17 protein-coding genes are annotated in these 21,404 nt (G+C 65.3%); 3 read left to right on the plus strand and 14 right to left on the minus strand.

Going from position 1 to position 21,404, the window contains the following annotated elements; translation table 11 throughout:
• Positions 1–18: 18 nt before the first annotated feature.
• The 3 genes from H5T74_02320 to H5T74_02330 form a co-directional block, all read right to left on the minus strand.
• A complete protein-coding gene (locus H5T74_02320) occupies positions 19–1,014 on the minus strand; it encodes a 2-hydroxyacyl-CoA dehydratase (protein MBC7229212.1) in 996 nt (331 codons plus the stop codon).
• 85 nt (positions 1,015–1,099) lie between these two features.
• Positions 1,100–2,269, minus strand: a complete 1,170-nt coding sequence (locus H5T74_02325; GenBank protein ID MBC7229213.1) for an acyl-CoA dehydrogenase family protein — start codon at positions 2,267–2,269, stop codon at positions 1,100–1,102.
• A 97-nt stretch (positions 2,270–2,366) separates the two neighbouring features.
• Entirely contained in the window at positions 2,367–3,158 is a 792-nt protein-coding gene (locus H5T74_02330) for an enoyl-CoA hydratase/isomerase family protein (GenBank protein MBC7229214.1), read from the minus strand.
• Between the two features lie 409 nt (positions 3,159–3,567).
• Here H5T74_02330 and H5T74_02335 point away from each other — a divergent pair, with 409 nt between their 5' ends.
• The 3 genes from H5T74_02335 to H5T74_02345 all read left to right on the plus strand — a co-directional run bounded on the left by H5T74_02335 (position 3,568) and on the right by H5T74_02345 (position 7,940).
• The gene (locus H5T74_02335) at positions 3,568–5,247 is read left to right on the plus strand and encodes a Na/Pi cotransporter family protein (protein MBC7229215.1); all 1,680 of its coding nucleotides are present in this window, start codon (positions 3,568–3,570) and stop codon (positions 5,245–5,247) included.
• 624 nt (positions 5,248–5,871) lie between these two features.
• Positions 5,872–6,777, plus strand: coding sequence for a sensor domain-containing diguanylate cyclase (locus tag H5T74_02340; GenBank protein MBC7229216.1), 906 nt, complete (start codon positions 5,872–5,874; stop codon positions 6,775–6,777).
• 194 nt (positions 6,778–6,971) lie between these two features.
• Entirely contained in the window at positions 6,972–7,940 is a 969-nt protein-coding gene (locus H5T74_02345) for a DUF523 and DUF1722 domain-containing protein (GenBank protein ID MBC7229217.1), read from the plus strand.
• Positions 7,941–8,161: 221 nt separating this feature from the next.
• On the opposite strand, the gene H5T74_02350 is transcribed toward H5T74_02345, so the two are convergent.
• From H5T74_02350 to H5T74_02400, 11 genes are all read right to left on the minus strand, one after another.
• Complete coding sequence (locus tag H5T74_02350) at positions 8,162–10,234, minus strand: L,D-transpeptidase family protein (protein ID MBC7229218.1); 2,073 nt, start codon at positions 10,232–10,234, stop codon at positions 8,162–8,164.
• Between the two features lie 345 nt (positions 10,235–10,579).
• A complete protein-coding gene (locus tag H5T74_02355) occupies positions 10,580–11,632 on the minus strand; it encodes a L,D-transpeptidase/peptidoglycan binding protein (GenBank protein MBC7229219.1) in 1,053 nt (350 codons plus the stop codon).
• Positions 11,633–12,229: 597 nt separating this feature from the next.
• Entirely contained in the window at positions 12,230–13,069 is an 840-nt protein-coding gene (locus H5T74_02360; protein ID MBC7229220.1) for an FAD/NAD(P)-binding protein, read from the minus strand.
• Positions 13,066–14,091, minus strand: a complete 1,026-nt coding sequence (locus H5T74_02365; protein ID MBC7229221.1) for a 4Fe-4S dicluster domain-containing protein — start codon at positions 14,089–14,091, stop codon at positions 13,066–13,068. Before H5T74_02365 ends, H5T74_02360 begins: the two co-directional genes overlap by 4 nt.
• Positions 14,092–14,103: 12 nt before the next feature.
• Positions 14,104–15,087: a 4Fe-4S dicluster domain-containing protein gene (locus tag H5T74_02370; GenBank protein MBC7229222.1), complete on the minus strand. Its 984-nt coding sequence runs from the start codon at positions 15,085–15,087 to the stop codon at positions 14,104–14,106.
• On the minus strand, positions 15,081–15,518 hold the full coding sequence (locus H5T74_02375; GenBank protein MBC7229223.1) for a hydrogenase iron-sulfur subunit: 438 nt from the start codon (positions 15,516–15,518) through the stop codon (positions 15,081–15,083). Before H5T74_02375 ends, H5T74_02370 begins: the two co-directional genes overlap by 7 nt.
• A gap of 3 nt (positions 15,519–15,521) precedes the next feature.
• On the minus strand, positions 15,522–17,558 hold the full coding sequence (locus H5T74_02380) for a CoB--CoM heterodisulfide reductase iron-sulfur subunit A family protein (protein MBC7229224.1): 2,037 nt from the start codon (positions 17,556–17,558) through the stop codon (positions 15,522–15,524).
• A 92-nt stretch (positions 17,559–17,650) separates the two neighbouring features.
• Positions 17,651–18,616, minus strand: a complete 966-nt coding sequence (locus H5T74_02385) for an electron transfer flavoprotein subunit alpha/FixB family protein (protein MBC7229225.1) — start codon at positions 18,614–18,616, stop codon at positions 17,651–17,653.
• On the minus strand, positions 18,617–19,414 hold the full coding sequence (locus H5T74_02390) for an electron transfer flavoprotein subunit beta/FixA family protein (GenBank protein MBC7229226.1): 798 nt from the start codon (positions 19,412–19,414) through the stop codon (positions 18,617–18,619).
• Positions 19,415–19,481: 67 nt separating this feature from the next.
• On the minus strand, positions 19,482–20,618 hold the full coding sequence (locus tag H5T74_02395; protein MBC7229227.1) for a (Fe-S)-binding protein: 1,137 nt from the start codon (positions 20,616–20,618) through the stop codon (positions 19,482–19,484).
• Between the two features lie 324 nt (positions 20,619–20,942).
• Positions 20,943–21,344 (minus strand): cobalamin B12-binding domain-containing protein, encoded by a 402-nt coding sequence (locus H5T74_02400; GenBank protein ID MBC7229228.1) that lies wholly within the window; start codon positions 21,342–21,344, stop codon positions 20,943–20,945.
• Positions 21,345–21,404: the final 60 nt, after the last annotated feature.

The following is a 21,404-nucleotide window of genomic DNA, read 5'->3' on the forward strand; positions in this document are numbered from 1 at the left end:
TGACGGCGCGTGCCGCGCTCAGCGCAGCATCTCCACGAAGCTCTCCAGCCTTACGCGGGCCCGGGCGTCCAGCTCGGTCTCGCGGTCCAGCTCCAGGGTGAGGATGGGGACCGCCAGGGAGCGGCGCAGGATGATGTCCTCGACCTGGCGGAAACAGAAGCTCTGGACGTAATGGATGATCCCCGCCAGCCTCCTCCGTTCCGTCTCGCGGCGGATGTCCTCCAGGCGGTAGAATATGGAATAAGGATAGCTGTAGAGCAGGTACTTCTCCACCAGGTCCCGCGTAGCGAAGGGCAGGCTGAACTGGCGCTGGGTCTCGTTGTACACCACGCGCGCCCCCAGAGTCTCCAGGTAGTCGTAGAGCGACGGCGCCATGGGAGGCACCCCCACGTATCCCAGGCGCACCATCTCCCCCGCCCTCGCGAACCCCGCGTCGCCCACGCGTTCCTCGGCCTTCGCGATGAAGGCCTCGAGCCCACCTCGGAAGGCGTCGGGGTCGCCCCCCATGTCGCTGCAGCTCACCAGGTAAAGGTGGTTCTCGAAACCCGTGACCAGCCCTTCCCTCCAGGTGAGCTCGTCCACGCGGTGTGCCCTGGCGCGCACCAGGTCAAGCCTCTCCGTCGCCTTTTCCACGGCCGCCTCCCCCGCTCCCAGGCGGCGAGCGAAGACCTCCATCTGCAGGCGCAGCAGCTCGTAGTCCCTGTCGTAGGGGTAGGCGAAGGGGATCACCTCCATCCCCTCCGACTGCAGGGTCTCCATCAGCCCGTGGGTGTTGGAGCAGTCGCCCTGGGTGACCGCCACCACGGCGTCGAGGTCCCCCATCTCCTCCACCACCCCGTAGATCCCCTTTATCCAGGCGCAGAAGGAGCGCGGGAACCCCGCCTCCTCCGCCCTCTCCACCAGACTCCGGTAACGGGGATGGGAGACGAAGACGTTGTTGAGGTCCACGGGGACGTGCCCGGCGGCATAGATGACCTCTATGGGCACCGTGGTGGTGATGCCTATCTTTCCCATGCCTAGACCATATCACTTACAGCGTGCGGGTGAGAAACGCAAAAAGGGGCGCCCGCGGGCGCCCCCCGTTTGCGGCGTGTGACGTCTAGCCCCAGGGATAGGCGTCGGTGACGCCCATGAGGTTGGCGCCGATGACCAGCCTCTGGATCTGCGCGGTGCCCTCGTAGATCTGCATGATCTTGGCGTCGCGCATGAGCTTCTCCACCAGGTACTCCTTCATGTAGCCGTAGCCGCCGTGGATCTGCACCGCGTTGGTGGTGACCTCCATGGCCAGGTCGCCACCGAAGGCCTTGGCGTAGGAGGACTCCAGGGAGCAGGGCAGGCCCTTGGTGGCCTTCCAGGCCGCGAGCTGGTAGAGGCGCCTGCCGGCCTCGATCTTCATGGCCATCTCCGCCAGCATGAAGTTGATGGACTGCTGGGCGATGATGGGACGGCCGAACTGCACCCTCTCCTTGGCGTACTTCAGGGCCTCCTCGAAGGCGGCGCGCGCCACGCCCACTCCCGCCGCTGCCACGCTGGCGCGGGTGAGGTCCAGGGTGGTCATGACGTTGTAGAATCCCTGGCCCATGGGGACGAGCAGGTTCTCCTTGGGCACCTTGACGTTGTCGAAGATGACCTCGGTGGTGTTGGAGGCGCGGATGCCCATCTTGTCTTCCTTCTTGCCGATGGACACGCCCTCGTAGGCGCGCTCCACGATCACCGCGCCGATGCCGCCGTACTTCTTCTCCTTGTCGAAGGTGCAGAAGACGGTGTAGAAGTCGGCGATGCCTCCGTTGGTGATGAAGCACTTCTGGCCGTTGAGGATGTAGCCGTCGTCCGTCTCCTGGATGGTGGTGGAGATGGCCGCCGCGTCGGACCCCGCCCCCGGCTCGGTGAGGCAGAAGGCCGCGAACTTGGGGTCGTCGGGATCGCAGAGGCGCGGGAAATACCTCTGGCGCTGGTCGTCATTGGCGGCGATCATCATGGGGGTGGTGGCCAGGCTGTTGGCTCCCAGGGTGGTGGCGATGCCCGCGCAGCCCCAGAAGAGCTCCTCGCTGACCATGGCCGCGGTGAGCTGGTCCAGCCCGCCGCCGCCGTACTCCTCGGGAATGGCCATGGCGGTGAGGCCCGCCGCGGCGGCCTTCTTGATCAGGTCATCCGGTATCTTGCCCTCCTTGTCGCACTCAAGGGCGATGGGGCGCATCTCGTTGAGCGCGAACTCGTGGGCCATCTTGCATGCCGCTTTTTGTTCCTCCGTGAGTTCGAAATCGACCATCTATGAACCTCCTTACCTCTTCGAACTCCTGGTCGGGTACGTCCTTCCCTCGCGGGACCGGGTCAGGTCCTTCTATATCGTCAAGTAAGTATGCGCGCTACCTGCCCACGAATTTCGCCTTGCCGGAGCCTTCCTCCAGGAAGGTGCGCATACCTATCTTCTGGTCCTCGGAACCGAAGCACAGGGCGATGCCATGCGCCTCGATGAGCAGCCCCTCCTCTATGGAGCACTCCATACCCTTGTTGATGGCCTTCTTGGCCATGGCCAGGGCCACCGCGGGTCCGTTGGCGTACTTGGAGGCCACCTTGCGGGCGTACTCGATCACCGACTCCTCCCCCGACACCACCTTCTGCACCAGCCCCATCTCCAGGCACTCCTGGGCGCTGTAGAAGCGGCCGCCGTAGATCATCTCCTTGGCCTTGGCGGGCCCGATGAGGCGCGGCAGCCTCTGGGTGCCGCCGGCGCCCGGGATGATGCCCAGGAGGATCTCCGGCTGGCCTATCTTGGCGTCCTCGTGGGCGTAGCGCCAGTCGGCGCAGATGGCCAGCTCGCATCCCCCTCCCAGGGCGAAGCCGTTGATGGCCGCGATAACCGGCTTGGGGATGTCCTCCACCGCCGTGAAGCTCGCCTGGGCGATACCGATGAACTTGGAGATCATCACCGGGGTCTGCTCCACCATCTCCTTGATATCCGCGCCGGCGGCGAAGTTCTTCTCCCCGCCGGTGAGCACCACTGCCCTCACCTCATCGTCCACGGAGAGCTCCTTTGCGCACTGCCCGATCTGCATGAAGAGATCCGCGTTCAGGGGGTTGAGGGGAGGGCGGTTGAGGGTCATGGTGGCAACGCCGTCGGTGATCTCCACCTTCACCAGCTCGTAATCATAGGCCATTTTTCACCTCGCTTTTCACGTGCACGGACGACCGCCTTGGGCAAAGCGACCTGGGTATCCGGTTCTCACCTCCTCCTGTGTCTCCGGACTGCTCCGGCTCCTGCATCCTAGGGTGAGAATCACTTCCCTCGGAAAGGAGAATACCTGCGGGGGGTTGTCCGTCGCGGGAACCCCTCCTCTCTGGCGAACCTAGAACAGATTATCACCCCGCATGCCCGGCGTCAATCGACGCGGTCTCCACCTTGAGGCAAAAGCGCAGGTAGAGACATCTTCGCGCGCCTACGCCGACCTTTCCGGACCGCGGCGGCCGTCCCTTGTCCCCCACCTTCCCCGCATATATAATGTCGCCTTGGGACTGGAACGGAAAGCCGAGGCCGGCGGGCTCGCGGGCCCTGGAGAACGAGACTCTATGAAACTGGAAGCGACCTCGAACTGGTTCGGGATCATCGTCCTCTTGGGGGGCCTCGGGCTTTTCCTCTACGGCATGCACCTCATGAGCGAGGGCCTGCAGCTCGCGGCTGGCGACCGCCTCCGCCGCCTGCTGGAGACCTTCACCAAAAACCGCTTCCGCGGGCTGGCCGTCGGCACGGCGGTAACCGCCCTCATCCAGAGCTCCTCCGCGACCACGGTCATGCTGGTGGGCCTGGTCAACGCCGGCCTCATGACCTTCAGCCAGTCGGTGGCGGTCATCTTCGGGGCCAATATCGGCACCACCATCACCGGCCAGATAGTGGCCTTCAACGTAAAGACCCTCTCCTTTCCCTGCATCGCCGTCGGCTTCCTCCTCTACCTGACGGGAGAGAGAAGGGTCATCAAGTATACCGGCCAGGTCCTGCTCGGCTTCGGCATCCTTTTTCTGGGCATAGAGCTCATGAAGGGCGGGCTGGCCCCCCTGAGCAAATCCGGCACCTTCGAGAACTGGCTTTCCCGCTACGGAGGAAACTGGGTACTGGGCCTCCTGCTGGGAACGATCATCACCAGCCTGGTGCAGAGCTCCTCCGCGACCACGGGCATGGTCATCGCCATGGCCGCCGCGGGGGTGCTGACCGCGGGCGGCACCGACGCCCGGGAGGCGCTGCGCATCGCCATCCCCATCATCATGGGCTGCAACATCGGCACCTGCATCACCGCCTTTATCGCCAGCCTCGGGGCTAGCCTGCCCGCCAAGAGGGTGGCGGTAGCGCATTACCTGTTCAACATATCGGGCACCCTCGTCTTTCTGCCCTTCCTGGCCTGGCTCCCCGGATTCACCGTGCGCATCTCGGAGCTCTTCGGCTCCTCCCCCGGCGACATCGCGCGGCAGGTAGCATGGTTCCACACCTTCTTCAACCTCACCATGAGCCTCGTCTGGCTGCCTTTCCTGAACCAGTTCATATGGCTGGTCAAGCGGATCAAGCGCGGCCCGGAGAAGGTGGTGGAGAGAGACCCCCTCTTCCTCGATCCGCGCATATTCCACAACCCGGCGGTGGCCCTGGAGATGGCCCGCAAGGAGATCACGCGCATGGGCGAGATCACCCTGGACATGTTGCGTTCCGCCCTCGGGTATATGAAGAAGATGGACCGCGGGGGAAAGAAACAGCTCCTGGAGATGGAGTCCATCGTGGACGGCTTGGCTCACTCCGTGACCGAGTACCTCTCCAAGCTCTCCCAGGAGCCGCTGGCGGACGACCAGTCGGAGAAACTGGTGGGCTACATGCATGCCGTGAACGACATCGAGCGCATCGGCGACCACGCGGAGAACATCATGTACCTGGCCGCCAACAAGGCCGAGGGCGGGCATTCCTTCACCGACATCGCCTCGGCCGAGCTCGACGAACTCTCGACCACCGCCCTGGAGATGTACGAGGGCATCATCGACTCCTTCGCGAGGGAGGACGCGGAATCTGCGCGCCGCTTCCAGGACCTGGAACATCTCGTGGACGAGAAGGCCTCGCAGTTCCGGCGCAACCACCTCAAGCGGCTGAACCGCGGCGAATGCGACGGCACGGCGGGGGTCATCTTCCTGGATGCCCTGAGCAACCTGGAGCGCGTGGGCGACCTTGCCAACAACGTGGGACACGTGACCACGGGCGAGCTGGCGAAGCTTTGAGGGGCGGTGCCGCCACGGGCGGACGCGCCCGATCGAAGGATCCAGGTATGGCCCACCCGGCACGCATGGAGCGGCGCCGGAGCCGCCGGCGCCCCCACCCCGCCGCCACCCTGAAGGGATCGCCGTCCAATCCTCGTGTAAACCGTAGCCGTAGCCGGCGCATGCCCCGGACGAGGCGCGGGTTTCCTCTTCGCGATCGGCCCGTCCCCGCCTCCGCCGGACCCCCCTCCTGTCCGCGCGCGAACATCTCGATCGCCTCCTCGCCATGACGCCCATCCCCGTGCCCGAACACGCCGCGGGGATGTTTCTCCGCTCCGCCAGGGGGGAAAAATCGCTAACAGGCATTCGGTGCGGCCCCGGAAAGGTCGGCCGCGGCGGATCGACCATGGAATGCCGGCATCTCGCCTTTTCGGAAGGCCGGCGGAAGAGGGGTGACGGGCTTTCCGGCGGGAGCGCTCGCCGGCCTCCCGCAACCCGCCGCCCCGAACGGCAGGGAGGTCCTCCGTGATCGGGCCCGCATACCGCCGGGGACAGACGGACCGAGGGCACGGAAGGGGGCCCTTCCAGCATCCCGCGGCGTGGGCGGCGGGAAGACCGCCGAGACATACAGAGGAGGCAGGAGGGATGGAGTACCAGGAAGGATTTTACAAGACCCTGCTGGACAACCTCTACGACGGGGTATACTTCGTGGACGTCGAAAGACGCATCACCTACTGGAACCGCGGCGCCGAGAGGCTCACCGGATATAAGGCCGAGGAGGTCCTGGGAGAGTACTGCAGGGAGAACATCCTGGAGCACGTGGACGAGATGGGCAACCGGCTCTGCGAGACCTCGCTCTGCCCCGCGGCCAAGACGCTGCATGACGGGCTGGCGCGCGAGGAGGAGGCCTACCTGAGGCACAAGGAAGGTCACCGCCTGCCGGTTTCCATCCGCGTCGCGCCCATCAAGAACGAGCGGGGAGGGGTCATCGGGGCGGTGGAGATATTCGGAGACAACACGCCCCACCTGGTATCCAGGCAGACCATAGAGGAGCTCCAGAGGATAGCCCTTCTCGACCCCCTCACCGAGGTCGGCAACCGCCGCTTCGCGGAGATGAACATCCGGTTCAGGCTGGCGGAGATGTCCCGCTACGGATGGTCCTTCGGGGCGCTGCTGGTGGACATCGACCGCTTCAAGGAGGTCAACGACCGCTACGGCCACCCCATGGGTGACGAGGTGCTGCGCATGACCGCCCGGACCCTCTCCAACAGCCTCCGCCCCTTCGACGCCGTGAGCAGATGGGGGGGAGAGGAGTTCATCGCCCTGGTGGTGAACGTGGATCCGGACAGCCTGCAGATCGTGGGGGAGAAACTGCGGGCGATGGTGGAACAGTCGAGGCTGCGGCATGACGGTGAGGACATCCGGGTGACCGTCTCCGTTGGCGGGACCCTGGCCACCGCCCACGACGACCCCGCTTCCCTGGTGCGGCGCGCCGACGAGCTCATGTACGCCAGCAAGAGGCGCGGGCGCAACTGCGTGACTGTGGGCTGACGCCGCCCGCGGCATGAGGGGACTGCGGGGCTCCTGCCGTCGGCTGGCGCGGGACGGAGACCCGGCTCCGAGCAGGCGGCACGGGCCATGCCTTCCCCACCCCATCGCGGTCCGGTTTCGCGGGAAGAACAAGTGGTCGAGGAAGCGGGCACGAGAGCAACCGCACCAGAAACGCGCGAGAAAGGATGAGAGCCATGGCTCACGAGGTCAGGCCGGTGTTGGTGGCGAGCAGGTGCCTGGGATTCGCCGCCTGCCGCTGGAACGGCGAGATCATCCGCGACGAGTTCGTGGAGAGGCTGGCGAAGTGGGCGGATGTCGTCACCGTCTGTCCCGAGGTGGAGATCGGCCTGGGGGTGCCCAGGGACCCCATCCACATGGAGCTCACGGGGGACGGGTTGCGGCTGGTGCAGCCCGCCACGGGCAGGGACGTGAGCGAGGAGATGCTCGACTTCAGCCGCGACTTCCTCTCCCGCCTGGCCGCGGTGGACGGCTTCCTCCTCAAGGCGCGCTCGCCTTCCTGCGGGATCACCGACGTCAAGATCCACGCCCCGGGCGGAAGGTCGGGCGCGGTGGACAAGGGGCCGGGGTTTTTCGGGGCTGCCGTCCTCGCCGCCTTCCCCGACCTCCCGACGGAATCGGAGGGAAGGTTGAAGAACTGGCGCATCCGCGAGCACTTCCTGACCCGTCTCTTCACCCTGGCGCGTTTCCGGGTCTCCGTGAGCGGTAAGAAGGTGCGCGAACTGGTGGACTTCCACGCCTCCCACAAGCTCCTGCTCATGGCCTACAGCCAGTCAGCCCTCAAGCGGATGGGCGCTCTGGTGGCCAACCGCGAGGGCCTCCCCTCGCGCGAGCTGGCGCGCGTCTACCGCGTGGAGCTGGAAAAGGCCCTGGCCAGGATGCCGCGCTTCACCTCCAACATCAACGTGCTCATGCACGCCCTGGGTTATTTTTCTAAAGAACTGCGGGCGCGCGAGAAGGCGCACTTCCTGGACGCCCTGGAGAGGTACCGGCAGGGCCGCATCCCCTTGAGCGCGGTCAACAGCATCGTCAGCTCCTGGATCGCCCGCTTCGACCAGCCCTACCTCGAGCAGCAGTATTTCTTCAACCCCTATCCCGAGGAGCTGGCGTTGATCAGCGATTCCGGGAAGGGCCGCGACCTCTGAAGGCGGTAAACGGCGAGGATCTCGCGAAAAAGGCGCTGGGGGAAGCGCGATGACCATACATCACCAACATGGAGAGCTGCCTGCGGCGTGTGGAGGAGTCCTACGGCGAATACCTCTCGCTGAACGCCGCACGGGGCCGAAACCCGGCGCAAGTGGCCGCCGCGGGAAGCGTTGTCGGGGAAGGCGAGGCGTGTCCCACGCTCCGCCAGACGCACCGCGTCTCAGTAACCCCGGGGCATGACGAAGTACATCGCCCTCTCCGCCATGATCGGGACATCGGAGCCGATCCGGATGGAAAAGGCCGCCCTCTCCAGGCCCGGTAGGACGTCGGCGGTGAGCGTCACCCTCCTCTGCGCCGGCACCAGGTAGCGCTGTTCGAAAACGGCGCCGTCATCCCTCAGGAACTCCACCCGCACATCGGCGGGGGAGAAAGAGGGGTTCGAGAGCAGGAGATAGGTGTCGAAGGCGCCGTCGGTGTAGCCCTCTGCGAAATACCAGGTGGTGGAAGCGCGTGGTGAGCCCATGGCCACGTCCCCTCCCCGGTGGCTGTCCAGGTCGTAGTAGAGGGACCTCTCCGCCACCAGCGGACGGTCCGAGAAGACGGAAAAGGCCATCTCCTCGCCGCCGAGCCCACCCTGGGAGGATATGGGAACGGTCACCCGGGAGCGCGCCCGCACCAAGCACTGGTGCCTGATGCTCCCGTGGTTGAGGTAGTAGTCAATGGTCACCAGAGCGTCCTCTTCACCGGGGTTGCCCAGGAGAATATAGCTCTGATAGAAGCGCCTGGTGCACCCCTCGGCGAAATACCATTCCTGGGAGAGGCGAGGCGCGCCCATGGTGACGTGACCGCCCTTGATGTGATCCTTGGTGAAATACATGGCGCGCTCCGCCACCACGGGCCCGTCGGCGTGGACCTGCATGGAGAAGGAGGCCTCACCCATCGCCGGGAGGGCATCCACGGGCACGGTGTATCGTGAGTGCGGTCCCACCCAGAAAAAGTGGTCCACCCTCCCGCCTCCCTCCAGGAGGAAATACACCCGTGCGCTCACCCCCCGGTCACCGGGGTTGGCGAGCAGCAGCCAGGTGTCGAAACCCCCCGCCGTGTAGCCCTCGGCGAAATACCAGTCGGCGCAGGTCTCGGTGGAGCCCGCGGTCACCGTGCCGTCGGTGCGCGGGCCGGCCGCGAAATACATGGCGCGCTCCGCCACCAGGGGACGGTCGGCGTCGACCTGGATGGAGAAGGCGGTGGCGTCCATGCCCGGCACGTCGTCTACGGAGAGGGTGAAGCGGGAGTGGGGCGCGATGCCGCACGCCTGTTCCACCACCTCGCCGCTGTCCTTGAAGAACCTCACCCTGGCGACCGCCCCTTCCTCGCCCGGGTTGGAGAGCAGCAGGTAGGTGTCGTAACCTTCCGCGGTGTAGCCCTCGGCGAAATACCAGCGCCCGGCGGGCTCGGGCACCCCCGCCGTGGCGTGACAGCCGGATATCACCCTCTTCGCCAGCGAGGCGTAGGTTATGGTCAGGGGGGTGCCGTCGGGAGCCCAGTGGTACGGCCAGTAGGCCTCCAGGGGGTGTTGGCGGATGCACCCGTGGGAAGCGGGCGCCCCCAGCCCCGCCTCGTAACCGCTTGAACCGCGAGGCCAGGAATGCATGCCGTGGCTGGGGGTGAAGGCCATCCAGTAATCGCAGATGGCGCCCCCCAGGCCGGCGTGGGTGCCGTAGTGCCCGAGGATACGGAAATTTCCCGTGGGGGTGGAGTTGCGGAGCCCCGTGGAGCACCTGGTGACGTTGATCAGCTGGTCGCCCTCGTAGAAATAGAGCCGCTGGTCCGGGAGGGAACAGACGATCCTCTTGGGGCCGTCCGCACCGCGGGCCGCCGGCCCCAGCCCGGCCGCGACGCGCTCCGAGAGCGGGCCTTCGCGAAAAGCATCGTCCACCGCGGCCACGGCATAGTGATAGACCCTGCCCTGCTCCACGTCTCCGTCGAGGAAGAGCGGGTACGCGAGCATGGAATCCGCCGCCTTTCCTCCCACGGGAACGAATTCGCCGTGCGCGGGATCGGAGCGGTAAACGCGGTAGCCCGAGGCCCCCGGCACCGCGTCCCAGGTGATGGCTATGCGCAGGCCGGCATCCTCCGGCCTTTCCACCTCCCGGACGCCCGTGGGGGGAGGCAGCGTGCCTCCGGGCGAGGTCATGCCGCCGGGCAGGGTGACCTCACCGGCGCCGGCCGTGCCGGGTAAAGCGAGCGTGAACACTACAGCCATGCATGCTGCCGCCAGGATCGTCCTCCACATCACCTTCGCCTTTCTCGGTCCAGTGCCGACGAGCGGGGCCGACATCACCTCACAACCTTCTACCTGAGCGCCGCTCCCCAAATCCATGCCGGGGATATTCTTCCCCAGGCCTGAGCTATTAATCGGAAAAGCTCGCCCGACGGTTTACGGTGTTCCGCGCAGATGACCCCCGGGTCCGCCGCGGCGGCGTACGCCGAATCGCCGTCATGACGGAAAAGGTGACGAGCATGCGGGTGCGGCCCGACGTACTTCCGCATCCCGGGAGCAACGCGCTGCTCAAAAGATGAGCGCGGGTAAGCCTGTGGGCACATTTCCCTCTTCATCCAGTAGTTTCTCTGGTTCCGCTCAGAAGATGAGCACGGGGATGCCCACGGGCACCCTCTCGTAGAGATCCTCGGAATCCTTGATGTACATGCGGATGCAGCCGTGGGAGGCGTTGGTCCCGATGGACCAGGAGTTGTAGGTGCCGTGGATGAAGACGCCGGGAGCGCTGGTCTGGATGGCCCGTGTGCCCAGCGGGTTCCCCGGCCCGGGGGGTATATAGGGGGGCATGGTCGCGGCCCAGGAGGTCCCCGGGTTCACCCAGGTGGGGTTCTTCTCCTTGCCCACCACCTTGTAGGTCCCGCTGGGGGTGGGCCAGGAGGGCATCCCCACGGCCACGGGGTACTGTTTTTCCACCTCCATGTTGTTGTAAAGGGTCAGTAGGTGGTTGGTCTTGTCCACGGTTATCACCTTGCCCACCTGGGAATCGGAGACCTCCGGCGGTGTCACCTCGATACGGAGCTCCGCCACCCGCTCCGTCGAGGAGAGAGCGGCGACGATGGCCTCGCGCGCCTCGTCCGCGTCCAGCTCCCACCCGTCCTGGGACTTCTGGAAGACCAGCTTGCGCCCCTCCAGCTTTATCTCCGCGTTCACGGGTGGGCGATTGATGGTGGATTCCAGGGTGGAGAGGAAGTTCTCCAGCTTACGCCAATCCACATGGATGGCCAGGTCCACGCTGCGGTCGAGCCCCCGGAAGACGGCGCGGTGCGCCCAGCGCTCGTAGAAGGGCATCTCCCGGCTCGCCTTCAGGGCCCTGTCCACCGTAGCATCCAGGTCCACGTAGGCGTCGATCTCGTAGAGGGGAAGGGGCCAGGAATAGCCGTCGAAGGCGAGGGTGAGGTCGCGGTTGAGGGCGCCCAGGTCCAGCTCGGAACGGAGCTTCTCTATAGCTCCCTCCCTGGTCAGGCCGCCGATGTTGATGCCCTGCACGTAGACACCCTTGAAGACCTGGCCTGCGTAGGCCACATCCAGGCCCACGAAAAGGGCGGCTACCGCCGCCGCCGCTACGGTCAGGATGACGGCGAGCACGAGGAGCACCTGCCTCACCACGCGCCATCCCTGCAGCCTGAAGACCATGCCTCTCTACCTCCATTCGCCGGATATTTCCATCACCGGTGCTGTTTATCCTTCCCCGTCATGGCCACGAATAACGCTCTCCCGTCTTTTGCCCGTTCCGTATCCTCCGTATGCGCCGGGCCTCATCCTCCGCGGACAGCACCGAGCCACGTCTTTCCGCCCTTCACCTCATCTCGCCGTCCCGCCGCGGTCTCCCCGGCGGGACCGCCGCACCGCCCGACCCGTGCGACACGTTTCGCCGCCCGCCTGCCTTCGTCCCCTTCGCGGGCGCCACGTCCCGCCCGTAAAGATTTTTATCAGATCGCGAACGTTTATGAAATACGCTCCGGTCTCTCGAGAGCCAGAAGCGCCACCGGGAGCGCGAAAAGGACCGCGCCCCGCCGGCTCCCTTCCCGCCCGCCGCCTCCCGAGGAGCCCCTCGTCCTTCCCCCTGCCGAGGCTTCGGCCGTCATCACGCCGCACGGCGCGAGTGCGCCCGCCCCCCTGCATCCCGTTCCCGCAGGCGCCGCAGCCGTATATCCCCCGGCACGGCCCGTCGGCCTCGGTCCTGAAAAAAGGGGCGGGGTCACCCCCCGCCCCTTCGTGTTCTTGTCCGCCTCACGCGAAGGCCTCGGGTATCTCCTTGAGCTGGGCATAGGAGAACACCGGCCCGTCCTTGCACACGTAGAGATGGCCGACGTTGCAGCGTCCGCACTTGCCGATACCGCACTTCATACGGTTCTCCAGGGTGGTGTATACCTGATCGGGGGTGAAGCCCAGCTTTTCCAGGTTCTGGAGCACGAACTTGATCATGATGGGCGGCCCACAGGTGACGGCGATGGTGTTCTCGGGCGAGGGCGCCACCTCCAGCAGGAGCTGGGGGACGAAGCCCACGAAGTGGGGCCACTCCTCCTCCTCCACGTCGATGGAGAGGTGGCAGGCGCACTCGCCCTCCTCCAGGATCTCCTTGAACTCGTCCTTGAAGCAGTGGTCGGCCGAGGTGCGGGCGCCGTAGATGAGCTGCAGCTCGCCGTAGTCACCGCGGTTGTCGCGGATCCACTGGATCACCGGGCGCAGGGGCGCCTGGCCTATGCCGCCGCCGATGGTCACCACGTTCTTCCCCTTCCAGTCCTCGAGGGGGAAGTTGTTTCCCAGGGGCCCGCGCACGAAGAAGGTGTCTCCCGCCTCCAGCTCGTGCAGGGCGGAGGTGTTCTTGCCCGCCTTCATGATGCTGAAGCGCAGGTACCCTTTCTCCGTGGGCGAGGAGGAGATGCAGAACATGGACTCCCCCACCCCCGGGATGCCCACCATGGCGCACTGCCCGGGCAGGTGGCTCCAGGTGTCCCAGACCTTCTCGTCGGTGAAGGTCACCTTGAAGGTCTTGATGCAGCGGTCACCCGGCGCCTCGTACCAGGTGTCCAGGATCTTTACCTCATGGGGAATGTAGGGGTTCTTCATTGGGCATCCACCACCTGATCGAGTATGTCCAGGATGTCGATGTTCACCGGGCAGAGGTTGATGCAGCGGCCGCATCCCACGCAGGCGATGACGCCGAAGCGGTTGGGATAGTAGGAGTACTTGTGGTTGATGCGGTTGCGCGTCCTCTCCCTGCGCGTGGGGCGAGGGTTGTGACCCGAGGCGTGCAGGGTGTACTCCTCGAACATGCAGGAGTCCCACATGCGGCAGCGCCGTCCCTCTCCCCCCTCGTCCACCTCGTCCTGGATGTCGAAGCAGTGGCAGGTGGGGCAGAGGAAAGTGCAGATACCGCAGCCCAGGCAGGCCGCCGACACTCTCTTCCAGAGCTCGTTCTCCCACAGCCCCGGGAGCTTCTCCGGGATGCCCGCCGTGGATATGGAGCGGCGAATCCTGCCCTCGGACTCCCTGGCCATCTCCTCGGCCTTCTTCTCGTCGCCGGCGGGGGCCTCCTCGAGCTGCGAGGAAAGGGTCTCCGCCAGCTTCTCTCCCTTTTCGGTGAGGGACTGCACCAGGTAATAGTCGCCCATGTCGGTGAGGAGCATGTCCAGTCCCTCCGTCCCGAAGGGGCTTCCCTGCAGCGAGGTGCAGAAGCAGTTCACCGAGGGGGGTTCCACGCAGGCCATCCCCACCAGGGTGGTCAGCTCGCGCCGCTTTAGGTAATAAGGGTCGTCGAAGTCCCAGGAGAAGAGCTTGTCCACGATGGCCATGGCCCTGGCGTCGCAGGGACGCAGACCGAAGATCACCGTGGTGCCCTCCTCCTCCACGTTCTTCTCCTTGAGCTCGGGACTGCCCACCATAAAGCGGAAGAGGGTCTCCGTCTGGGGGAAGGCGAACTTCTTGGGGGGCACGGTGGAGTTCCCGTAATCCAGGAAGGCCTCCTGCGGGTCCCCTATCTGCTTGAACACGACGACCTCGTCGGACTTGGCGGGCGCGACGAGGCGGAACTTGGAGAGCTCCCCGAGGACCTCTCCCATTTTTTCCTTGCTCAGCTTCTTCAATGCCATGGCACCCACCTCTTAGAGTATGAAGTCCTCACGGTCGTCCACCTTGAAGGTCGAGAGCAGCGGCGGGTTCTCTACGCTGGTGCCCGGCTCGTAATCGTAGAGCTCCTCCACGTCCTTGTAGAACTTGCGGTTGAGCTCCATGAGCGGGATGTCCACGGGACACACCCGCTGGCACTCGCCGCACTGGATGCAGCGTCCCGCCAGGTGGTAGGCCCGGGAGACGTGGTAGGCCGTGTTCTCGCTGATGTCCACGCTGCGCCTCATCCACTGCGGCTGCAGCCGGTCCAGCACGCAGTCCTCGCAGTAGCACATGGGGCAGACGTTGCGGCAGGAATAGCAGCGGATGCAGCGGGAGAACTTCTCCTCCCAGTACGCCCATTTCTCCGCCGCCGCCCGCTTCTCCAGCTCGGCGATGTCGGAGTAGTCGTCGTCGGCGAAACGCTCCACCGCCTCGTCCAGCAGCTCGTCGTAGACCAGGGGGGTGGGATAGCGGCAGCGCAGGCACTTGTCCGCCACCAGCTCCTCCCTGGGCACCTCCTCCTTGCTGCCGTTGAAGGAGAGCACGAACCTGTCCCCCTCCAGGGCGATCTCACCCCGCTGCAGCACGCCGGGGAACTTGGCCTCCACCTTGGCCATGTCCACCACCCCGGTGCAGGGGATCCCCAGGACCAGGATGCGGTCACGGTCGTAGGCCTTCTCCTCCATCTGCTGCACCAGGGCGCGGGAGTCGCAGCCCTTGACCATCACCGCCACCTTGCGCAGGTCCGGCTCCTGGCCGCGGGGGACGGGCAACTTCTCCTCCAGGGTGATGTAGGTGGCGAGGTTGTTCACGCAGGCGGGCGTGAAGATGAGCTCGTCCGCTTCGTCCGGGCCCTGGACGAAGGCGGGGCGCGCCCGGAAGCCGTAGGTGCCGGGACGGTACCCGATGAGCAGCCTCACGTCGTCCCTGGAGACAACCTCCTTGGCCTTTTCTCTCAGCTTGTTTACGTCTACCAATTTAACTGCCTCCGTTTGAACTGATCCATGGGCCCGACTTCCTTCACGCCGTTGACGACCTCTTCGATGACCTCCTTCCACTTGGCGCCCTCGGAGGCCGAGACCCAGCTCATGCGCACCCTCTGGGGCTCGACGCCCAGGTATTCGAGGAAGTTGCGCATGAGGTTGAAGCGGCGCCGCGCGTAGTAGTTGCCCTGCATGTAGTGGCAGTCGCCGGGGTGGCATCCGGAGATGAGCACCCCGTCCGCGCCCTGCTGCAGGGCGTTCATCACGAAGAGGGGATTGACCCTGCCCGAGCACATGACCCTGATCACCCGCACGTTGGACGGGTACTGGATGCGCGAGGTGCCGGCCAGGTCGGCCCCGGCGTAGGAGCACCAGTTGCACAGGAAGGCCACGATGTTGGGCTCGAAATCCGTCTTCTCAGCCATGACCTACTTCACCCCCAGGGCCTGTATCTGCGGCAGCAACTGCACGTCCTTGAAGGAACGCTGCTGGATGGAGCCGGAGAGGCAGGCGGCCGCGCAGGCGCCGCACCCCTTGCACAGGGCCTCGTTGACCCGCGCCACCCTCACCGGCCAGCCCATGCGGTTGATCTCCACCAGTTCGATGGCCGTGAAGGGGCAGAGCTCCACGCAGAAACCGCAGCCGCGGCAGGTCTGCTCGTTGACCACCGAGGTCTGGGCCTCCACCTTCACCTTGCCCGAGGCCATGGGGATCATGGCCGCCGAGGCAGCTCCCTTGGCCTGTGCAACGGCGTCCGGGATGTCCTTGGGTCCCTGGCACACGCCGGCCAGGTAGACGCCGTCGGAGGCCGTGTCCACGGGACGCAGCTTGGGGTGTGCCTCCAGATAGAAGAGGTCCGAGGACTGCGAGAGTTTGAGCAGGTCGATGATCTCGCGGTTGTCGGAGCGCGGGCACAGGCCCACGGAGAGCACCACCATGTCCGTCTCGTGCTCCAGGGGGGTGGCGGTGAGGGTGTCCTCGGCGCGCACGATGAGTTTGTCGCCCTTCTTGTAGATCTCCGAGGGGTTGCCGCGGATGTACTTGACCCCCTCGCGGCGCACGCGGTCGTAGAACTCCTCGAAGCCCTTGCCGAAGGCGCGCACATCCATGTAGAACACGGTCACCTCGCAGTCGTGGCCTACCTTGTCCTTGACCAGGTGGGCCAGCTTGGCGGTGTACATGCAGCACACGCGGGAGCAATACTCGTTGCCCACGCTCTTGTCGCGCGAGCCCACGCACTGGATGAAGGTGACGCTCTGGGGCACCCTGGGGGCCTCCGCCTCCTCGCCCTCCTTCTTCTTCTTTTTCTTGCCCCGCTCGAGCATGACCACCTTGCCGCCAGTGGGTCCGGAGGCGTTGACCATACGCTCGAACTCCAGGGCGGTGAGCACGTTGTCATAGACCCCGTAGCCGTACTCGGGCTTGAGGCGCGCGTCGAAGACGTCGTAGCCGGTGGCCACGATGATGGTTCCCACCTTGAACTCCACCACCTCGTCCTGGAGGTCGAAGTTGATGGCCCCCGCCTTGCAGGCGTCCTTGCACTTGGGCGACTCGCCGCACTTGCCCTTGGTGAGGAAGAGGCAGTTCTCCTTGTCGATGGTGTACTTGGCGGGAACCGCCTGGGGGAAGGGCAGGTAGATGGCCCCCCGCATGCCGATGCCCTCGTCGAACTCGTTGGGAATACGCCCCGCGAGGCGGCACTCGGACGCGCAATCTCCGCAGCCCGTGCACTTGTCCATGTCCACGAAGCGGCTTCTTTTACGCACCTTGATGTCGAAGTTGCCGATATAGCCGCCGATCTCCTCCACCTGGGAGTAGGTCATGAGCTCGATGTTGGGGTGGTTGGCCACGTCCACCATCTTGGGGGTGAGGATGCAGGCCGAGCAGTCCAGGGTGGGGAAGGTCTTGTCCAGCTGGGCCATGTGCCCGCCCACGGTGGGGCTCTTCTCCACCAGGTAGACCTTGAAGCCCGCGTCGGCGATGTCCAGGGCGGCCTGGATGCCGGCGATGCCCGCCCCGATGATGAGGCAGGAGGGCTCCACGTCCACCTCCTTCACGTCCAGGGCCTCCAGCCTGCGGGCCTTCACCACCGCCGCCTCCACCACCCGCTTGGCCTTCTCGGTGGCGGCGATGGGGTCATCGTGCACCCAGGAGCACTGCTCGCGGATGTTGGCCATCTCCAGGAAGTACGGGTTGAGGCCGCCGGAGAGCAGCGTCTTGCGGAAGGTGGGCTCGTGCATGCGCGGGGAGCACGAGGCCACCACCACGCGGTTCAACCCCATGTTGGCGATGTCGTCGGTGATCAGCGCCTGCCCGGGATCGGAGCACATGTAGGAGTAGTTGCGCGCCACCACCACGTCGGGCAGGGTCTGGGCGAACTGCACCACCTCTTCCACGTTCACCGTGCCCGCGATGTTGGTGCCGCAGTGGCAGACGTAGACCCCGATCTTCGGTTTACCGTTCATATGTCTCTTTTCCTCCTCGTGCCTTGGGAAAAGCTCTGATATCCTGCGATCTCATTATGGGCACCGGAGGAGTCCGGGCTCAATGACAACCATTAAGCGCCCTTCAACTCCTTGATCTTCTCCACCAGCTTGGGGACCACCTTGAAGAGGTCGTCCACGATGCCGTAATCGGCGATGCCGAAGATGGGGGCGTCGGGGTCCTTGTTGATGGCCACGATGACTTCGGATCCCTTCATGCCCGTGACGTGCTGGAAGGCTCCGGAGATGCCCACCGCGAGGTAGAGCTTGGGCTTCACCGTCTTGCCGGAGATGCCCACCTGGCGGTCCGCCGGCAGCCAGCCGGCGTCCACCACCGCGCGGGAGGCGGCGAGGTCGGCGCCCAGGGCCTGGGCGAGCTCCTCCACCACCGGCATGTTCTTGTCCTCGCGGATGCCGCGGCCCACGCCCACCAGCAGCGTGGACTGGGTGATGTCCACCTCGCCCACCTCGGGCTCCACGTACTCCACGAACTTGCGGTATGAGAGGTCCTCGGTGACGGGGTTGTCGACCTTGACGATCTCGCCCGACTTGGAGGGATCCTCGGCGGTGAAGGTGGCCTCGCGCACGGTGAGGATGTAAAGGTCGGCATCCTTCATGGTGAAGTGCGCGTCGAGCTTTCCGCCGTAGAAGGTACGCGTGGGCTTGGGCTTGTCGCCCTCCATCTCCAGGGCGGTGATGTCGGTGACCAGGGGAACTCCCAGCTCCACCGCCAGGGCCGGCGCCAGGTCGACGCCCTGGGCGGTGTTGCCGATGAGCACCAGCCCGGGGCCGTGCTCCTTGACGAGGGCCGAGAGGGCCTTCTGGTAGGCCTCGGAATTGTAGTTCTCGAACAGGGGGTCGTTGACGTAGAGGACCTTGTCCGCGTATCCGGCGGCCTTCTTCGCAAAGGCGTCCACGTCCTTGCCCAACAGGACGGCGACCACGGTCCCGCCCAGCTTGGCGGCGCCGCAGAGCATCTCCACCGAGACGTCCCGCATCTCGCCGCGACGGTGCTCGATGAGAACGAAGATGTCTTTCATTTACACCAGCCCCTTCTCCTTCAGGATGGCGGCCAACTTCGCCGCCGTCTCCTCCGGCTCGCCCTCCAGGATCTCGGCCATCTCGCCCACCACCGGGGGCGTGAACTTCTCCAGCGCCGCCCAGGAACCGGCCTCGCCCACCTCGGAGGCGTCAAGGCCCAGGTCGGCGGCGGACTTGATGGCGATCTCCTTCTTGGCCGCCTGCTTGATGCCCTTGAAGGAGGCATAGCGCGGCTCGTTGATGCCGGTCTGTATGCCCAGCACGCAGGGAAGGTCGATCTCCAGGAACTCCATGAGCCCTCCCTCGAGCTCGCGGCCCACCTTGGCGCGCTTGCCGGGCTCCAGTATCTCCACCTTCTTCACGTAGGTGGCGTGGGGAACGCCCAGCAGCTCTGCCAGGGCGGCGGGCACCACGGCGTAGCCGTCGTCGTCGGCAAGGGCGCCGGTGAAGACGATGTCGTACTCCAGGCCCTTTATCGCCGCGGCCAGCGCCTTGGCCACCGCGAACCCGTCTCCGCCCTTGAAGGCCTCGTCCTCCAGGCGGATGGCCTCGTCGCCGCCCTTGGCCAGGGCCATGCGGATGACCTCGTCGGATTCCTTGTCCCCGAGGCTGATCACCGTCACCGTGCCCTCGCCCAGGCGCTCCTTGATCTGGATGGCCTCCTCCACGGCGTAGTTGTCGCACTCGTTGATTCCGAAGGATAGTCTGCTCTTGTCGATATCCTTTCCCGAGGCGTCGATGTGGACCTCGGACTCGGCGGTGTCCGGGACCCTCTTCACGCATACCACCATGTTCATACGCTTTTCACCTCTTCCCTCTGATTCCCGATTCCGTTACCGATGCCTCACGTTCCGGCCCGTATATCTACAGAGCCTCGGCCAGGAGCTCGAGGATGTCCGCCACGCGCATCTCCTCCTCCACGCCCTTGACCTTGGTGGCGTCCTCCAGGGTCAGCAGGCAGAAGGGGCAGGCTACGGCGATGACCTCGGCGCCCATCTCTTTGGCGTCCTCAACCCTGATCTCCGCAAGGCGCTCCGCCTTGGACTCGCTCTCCACCCACATCTTTCCGCCCCCGCCCTCGCAGCAGAGGCTGCGTTCGCGGCAGCGGTCGAACTCCCGGAACTCCACCCCGGGGATGCGGGTGATGATGTAGCGAGGCTCGTCGTAGATGTCGTTCTGCTTCCCGAGGAAGCAGGGGTCGTGGTAGGTGACCACCTTGGCCATCTCCCCGCTGAGCTGGAGCTTGCCCTCCTCGAGGAGCTCCGCCACCAGCTCGGTGTAGTGGAGCACCGGGTGCTTGAGCCCGTGGTACTCCTTCTTGAGGGTGTTGTAGCAGTGGGGGCTGATGCAGACGATGCGGTTGACGTTGAAGGAGTTGAGGAGCTCCACGTTCTCCTCGTCGCACATCTCGAAGAGGCCCTCCTCCCCGAGACGGCGCACCTCGCTGCCGCAGCAGCTCTCCTCCTCGCCGATGATCCCGAAGTCCACACCGGCCGCGTTGAGCACCTTCACCAGGGCTTGGGCCACCTTCATCACCCGGGGGTCGTAGGCGTCGGTGCAGCAGACGAAGAGGAGCACGTCGGTGGTCTCCTCCGCCTCCGGCTCCAGGGCCTCCACCTCCAGGTCGGCGGTCCAATCCAGGCGCTTGGCGCGCGGCGACCCCCAGGGGTTGCCGTCCTTGAAGATGGACTCCAGGGCGTCGCGCACCGTGGGCTGCACCCTGCCCTCCTCGATCTGCAGGCTGCGCAGCCCGATGAGCACCTCGAGGGGCTCAAGACCCTTGGGGCAGCGCGCCGCGCAGGTGTAGCAGGTGGTGCAGTCCCAGATCTCGGGCTTCTCGGAGAGCTCCTCCAGCCGCTCCTCGTTCTGGGTGTCGTACATGAAGCACCTGACCCTGAGGTCGGTCCTCAGTGCGACGGGGCAACCACCCGTACACCTCCCGCACTGGATGCATCCGAGGAGGTCGTACTTCTCGACGAAACCGATTTCTTCAGCGCACATGATTTACCCCGCTCCGTTTCCTTTTCCGTTCACTGTCGCTTACCTGACTCTATCTCTACTGCCGCATCTTACCCGTGGAAAAACAGGGTATCTCGGCACGGGCCATCATATTATATTAGATATTTTTCCGGGGTTTCAAGGAGCACCGCGGGTGGGAGATACAGGGCGGCGGCCATTCGTGGGGCATCGCGAACACCGCGGGCGCCCTTCCACCATCTTCCACCCCTTCACCAGGGCGAGGGCGCATGCCTTTACTTTTTTGTCCACGCCTCTCCGGACGGGGAAGCGGCGCCCCGCCACGGCACGGCCGTACCCGTCAGCGGCCTATGCGCCGCCGAAGTTCTTGTCCAGGAAGGAGACGATCTCGGAGATGGTCGTGCCGGGGGTGAATATCTCCGCCACCCCCATGCGCCGGAGCTCCACGGCGTCGTCCTCGGGTATGATCCCCCCGCCGAAGACCATGATCTTCTCGCCTCCCCTCTCGGCCAGGAGCTCCATGACCCGCGGAAAGAGGGTCATGTGGGCGCCGGAGAGTATGGAGAGGCCCACCGCGTCCACGTCCTCCTGGATGGCCGCCTCCGCTATCTGTTCCGGGGTCTGATGCAGGCCGGTGTAGATGACCTCATAGCCGGCGTCCGCGAGGCCGCGGGCCACCACCTTGGCGCCGCGGTCATGCCCGTCCAGGCCGGGCTTGGCGATAAGGATGCGTCTTTTTCCCCGCTCCATGATCCCCTCCACTCACAACCACGCTCCGGCATCTTTTCTGGACCGCCTAAAGTATATTAG

The organism is Actinomycetota bacterium, from assembly GCA_014360645.1.
Classification (GTDB): Bacteria; Actinomycetota; Geothermincolia; order Geothermincolales; family RBG-13-55-18; genus Solincola_B.

Excerpts from the sequence above, each read along its gene's own strand:
- H5T74_02320 (MBC7229212.1), bottom strand. The coding sequence starts at position 1,014 with ATGGGAAAGATAGGCATCACCACCACGGTGCCCATAGAGGTCATCTAT.
- H5T74_02325 (MBC7229213.1), bottom strand. The coding sequence starts at position 2,269 with ATGGTCGATTTCGAACTCACGGAGGAACAAAAAGCGGCATGCAAGATG.
- H5T74_02330 (MBC7229214.1), bottom strand. The coding sequence starts at position 3,158 with ATGGCCTATGATTACGAGCTGGTGAAGGTGGAGATCACCGACGGCGTT.
- H5T74_02335 (MBC7229215.1), top strand. The coding sequence starts at position 3,568 with ATGAAACTGGAAGCGACCTCGAACTGGTTCGGGATCATCGTCCTCTTG.
- H5T74_02340 (MBC7229216.1), top strand. The coding sequence starts at position 5,872 with ATGGAGTACCAGGAAGGATTTTACAAGACCCTGCTGGACAACCTCTAC.
- H5T74_02345 (MBC7229217.1), top strand. The coding sequence starts at position 6,972 with ATGGCTCACGAGGTCAGGCCGGTGTTGGTGGCGAGCAGGTGCCTGGGA.
- H5T74_02350 (MBC7229218.1), bottom strand. The coding sequence starts at position 10,234 with ATGTGGAGGACGATCCTGGCGGCAGCATGCATGGCTGTAGTGTTCACG.
- H5T74_02355 (MBC7229219.1), bottom strand. The coding sequence starts at position 11,632 with ATGGTCTTCAGGCTGCAGGGATGGCGCGTGGTGAGGCAGGTGCTCCTC.
- H5T74_02360 (MBC7229220.1), bottom strand. The coding sequence starts at position 13,069 with ATGAAGAACCCCTACATTCCCCATGAGGTAAAGATCCTGGACACCTGG.
- H5T74_02365 (MBC7229221.1), bottom strand. The coding sequence starts at position 14,091 with ATGGCATTGAAGAAGCTGAGCAAGGAAAAAATGGGAGAGGTCCTCGGG.
- H5T74_02375 (MBC7229223.1), bottom strand. The coding sequence starts at position 15,518 with ATGGCTGAGAAGACGGATTTCGAGCCCAACATCGTGGCCTTCCTGTGC.
- H5T74_02380 (MBC7229224.1), bottom strand. The coding sequence starts at position 17,558 with ATGAACGGTAAACCGAAGATCGGGGTCTACGTCTGCCACTGCGGCACC.
- H5T74_02385 (MBC7229225.1), bottom strand. The coding sequence starts at position 18,616 with ATGAAAGACATCTTCGTTCTCATCGAGCACCGTCGCGGCGAGATGCGG.
- H5T74_02390 (MBC7229226.1), bottom strand. The coding sequence starts at position 19,414 with ATGAACATGGTGGTATGCGTGAAGAGGGTCCCGGACACCGCCGAGTCC.
- H5T74_02395 (MBC7229227.1), bottom strand. The coding sequence starts at position 20,618 with ATGTGCGCTGAAGAAATCGGTTTCGTCGAGAAGTACGACCTCCTCGGA.
- H5T74_02400 (MBC7229228.1), bottom strand. The coding sequence starts at position 21,344 with ATGGAGCGGGGAAAAAGACGCATCCTTATCGCCAAGCCCGGCCTGGAC.